Source organism: Citrobacter sp. VF227 (genome assembly GCF_052950715.1).
Genome location: NZ_JBRFVF010000360.1, coordinates 1 through 475 on the forward strand (window position 1 = coordinate 1; position 475 = coordinate 475).

A 475-nucleotide genomic window follows, 5' to 3' on the forward strand; every position below is an offset into this window, starting at 1 on the left:
GTGATTTTCTCCACGCCAAATAATCCAAGATCGACAACCATCACGCGTCGTAGCTGTATTTTTACCGTAAGTAAATATCGATTGGTTTTATCATACAAAAGAATATCACCATCATTAAGCCGGATATGACGATCAAGCGCTAAACCAATATCGTAGCCGAGTTGACTTTTTTTACGGCAACGGCTTTTTTGTGCTTCCCATTGCTCCAGTATCAGTACATCATGGTTGATACCTTCAGTGGATAGATCAGGTTCGCCGCAGGAAGTTATATTTCCGAGGGTTTTTTCGATTAAATACATAACAGCTTTCCTTTTAACCAAAGAAATATTTTTGATTCATAACGGCAGTTTGAATAGGCTGGCAGGTTGCATGCACACCATCAGCTTTTACGGCAAATGTTTCTGGGTTCACATCAATATGTGGGGTTGCATTATTTCTGATAAGGTCATGTTTGCTAATGCTACGACAGTTATTA

The 475-nt window shown here is 39.4% G+C and carries 1 pseudogene; it reads right to left on the reverse strand.

From position 1 onward, the window contains the following. Positions 1 to 299: pseudogene (ureE, locus tag ACU8YC_RS26745) on the reverse strand (urease accessory protein UreE); the annotation flags it as partial. Positions 300 to 475 lie beyond the last annotated feature (176 nt).